Source organism: Longimicrobium sp. (assembly GCF_048594345.1).
In the GTDB taxonomy this organism is placed as follows: Bacteria; Gemmatimonadota; Gemmatimonadetes; order Longimicrobiales; family Longimicrobiaceae; genus Longimicrobium.
Genome location: NZ_JBMDXM010000020.1, coordinates 1 through 2,441, shown reverse-complemented (window position 1 = coordinate 2,441; position 2,441 = coordinate 1). Strand labels below are relative to the sequence as shown.

Genomic DNA, 2,441 nt, shown 5'->3' with positions numbered 1-2,441 from the left:
GAGCGAAATCCGCACCATCCTTCTCGCCGAGGACAGCCCGCACGATGCCGAGATGGCGATCGATGCGCTGCGCGAGGCCAATCTCGCCAACCCGATCGTGCATGTCGAGGACGGCGTCGAGGCGGTGGACTACCTGTTCCGTCGCGGCAAGTACGCCAGCCGCGCCGAGGGCGACCCGGCGGTGCTGCTGCTCGACATCAAGATGCCGCGCATGGACGGCCTGGAAGTGCTCAAGCAACTGCGCGACCACGAGACGCTCAAGCGCATGCCGGTGGTGATCCTGTCGTCCTCGCGCGAGGAAAGCGACCTGGCGCGCAGCTGGGATCTGGGCGTGAACGCGTATGTGGTCAAGCCGGTCGATGTCGACCAGTTCTTCGATGCGGTGCGCACGCTGGGCAAGTTCTGGGCCGTGCTCAACGAAGTGCCCGAGGAAGAGTGAGCCCGCATGGGGGACGATGAAGGCCATGGCGCGCGGGCTGGACGCCTGCGCGTGCTGATCGTCGACGATTCGCGCGACGATGCCGAGCTCGCCGAACTGGCCCTGCGCGATGCGGGGCTGGCGGTCGAGACGCGGCGGGTCCACAGCGAGGCGGGGCTGGTGGAGGCGCTGGCGGCCTTCGCGCCGCGCGTGGTGCTGTCGGACGTCAACCTGCCGGGGTTCTCGGGCGCCGAAGCGCTGGCGCTCACCCGCCGGCTGCGCCCTGGGGTGCCGGTGGTGTTCATGACCGGCTCGGCCTACGGCCTGCCGGGTGACGTGATGCCCGAGGGCGATGCGTTGGTCCACAAGGACCAACTCGACCGCCTGCCGGCGGCGCTGGCCCAGGTGTTGGCGGCGGGAGACGACGGGGCGGAGTGAAGGCGGTGGGGCTGCGCTGAAAGCCCCTGCCCCCACCCGACACGCTGCGCGTGTCGACCTCCCCCGCGATGCGGGGGAGGTGATCTGGTTGCGTGATGCGCTTGTCTCCGCCCTGCTCCGAGACGTGGCCGCTCGCGCGATGAATGATCCAGCACGCGCGGCGCTTATCTCCTGGCGCAGGCTCGATGACTCGCGCGTGGAGAGCTTGTCTCCTTCCCCCGCGTGCGGGGGAAGGTTGGGCTGGGGGGCGCTTTACGCGCGGTGCTGGTCGACGCGGCATTCCGCTGGAAGCCCTGCCCCCACCCGACACGCTGTGCGTGTCGACCTCCCCCGCGATGCGGGGGAGGTGACGGATGCTTGTCTCCTTCCCCCGCCTGCGGGGCATTGCGCCCTTTACGGGTGGAAGGTTGGGATGGGGGCGCTTTACGCGCCGTATTGGGCGAAGCGGCATTCGCTGGAAGCCCCGCCCCCACCCGACACGCTGCGCGTGTCGACCTCCCCCGCGATGCGGGGAGGTGATCTGGTTGCGCGATGCGCTTGTCTCCGCCTGCTCCGAGACGTAACCGCTCGCGCGATGAATGATCCAGCGCGCGAGGCGCTAGCTCCTTCCCCCGCCTGCGGGGCATTGCGCCCTTTACGGGTGGAAGGCTGGGATGGGGGCAGCTTTTCGCGTGGCGCTGGACGAAGCGACATTTCGCTCAAAGCCCCGCCCCCACCCGACACGCTGCGCGTGTCGACCTCCCCCGCGATGCGGGGGAGGTGACCTGATTGCGGGTGCGTGCGCCGACCTCCCGGGGGTGCGGGAGGTGACGGGTGCCGGTCAGGCGCCTTGTTGTTGGGCCTTGCGGATCTGGGCGTCGACGGCGGCGATGGCGGTCATGTTGATCACGCGGCGCGGGGTGGCCGAGGGGGTGAGGATGTGGGCGGGCTTGTTGACGCCCATCAGGATCGGCCCCAGGGCCACGCCGCCGGTCATCACGCGGATCATGTTGTAGGTGATGTTGGCGGCGTCGATGTTCGGGAACACGAACAGGTTGGCGCGGCCGCTCAGTGTGGTGTCGGGCAGCATGCGGCGGCGCAGGGATTCGTCCCAGGCGGTGTCGCCCATCATCTCGCCGTCGAATTCGAGCCGGGGCGCGCGGCGCACGAGGATCTCGCGCACTTCGCGCATCTTGCGGGCGCTGGGGTCGTCGTGGCTGCCGAAGTTGGAGTGCGAAAGCAGGGCGATCTTCGGCTCGATGCCGAACAGCTTCAGGCGGTAGGCGGCCTGGATGGTGCTCTCGGCGATCTGCTCGGCGGTCGGGTCGGGCTGGACGTGGGTGTCGACGAAGAACCACAGGCCCTGGTCGTTGACCACGCCGGTCATTGCCGAGGTGCTCTGCAGGCCGGGGTCGAGCGCGAGCACGCTGCGCACATAGCCGAGCTTCTTGTGGAAGCGGCCGACGATGCCGGTGATCATTGCGTCGGCCTCGCCGCGGTCGACCATGATCGCGGCGATCAGCGTCGGGCGCGAGCGCAGCAGGTTCTTGGCCGAGTCGGGGGTGACGCCGCGGCGCGCGGTCATGGCGTGGTAGTGCTGCCAGTA

At 69.3% G+C, this 2,441-nt stretch carries 3 protein-coding genes; 2 read left to right on the top strand and 1 reads right to left on the bottom strand.

Features of this window, described 5'->3' with window-relative positions; all coding sequences use genetic code 11:
- Positions 1 to 7: 7 nt before the first annotated feature.
- Both ACOJUJ_RS01925 and ACOJUJ_RS01920 read left to right on the top strand, forming a co-directional pair.
- A complete protein-coding gene (locus ACOJUJ_RS01925) occupies positions 8 to 439 on the top strand; it encodes a response regulator (protein ID WP_420125154.1) in 432 nt (143 codons plus the stop codon).
- A gap of 51 nt (positions 440 to 490) precedes the next feature.
- Positions 491 to 856 (top strand): response regulator, encoded by a 366-nt coding sequence (locus tag ACOJUJ_RS01920; RefSeq protein ID WP_420125153.1) that lies wholly within the window; start codon positions 491 to 493, stop codon positions 854 to 856.
- A gap of 820 nt (positions 857 to 1,676) precedes the next feature.
- Here the strand turns inward: ACOJUJ_RS01920 and ACOJUJ_RS01915 are convergent.
- The coding region (locus ACOJUJ_RS01915; protein ID WP_420125152.1) for a phosphate acyltransferase at positions 1,677 to 2,441 on the bottom strand (765 nt) is incomplete at its 5' end.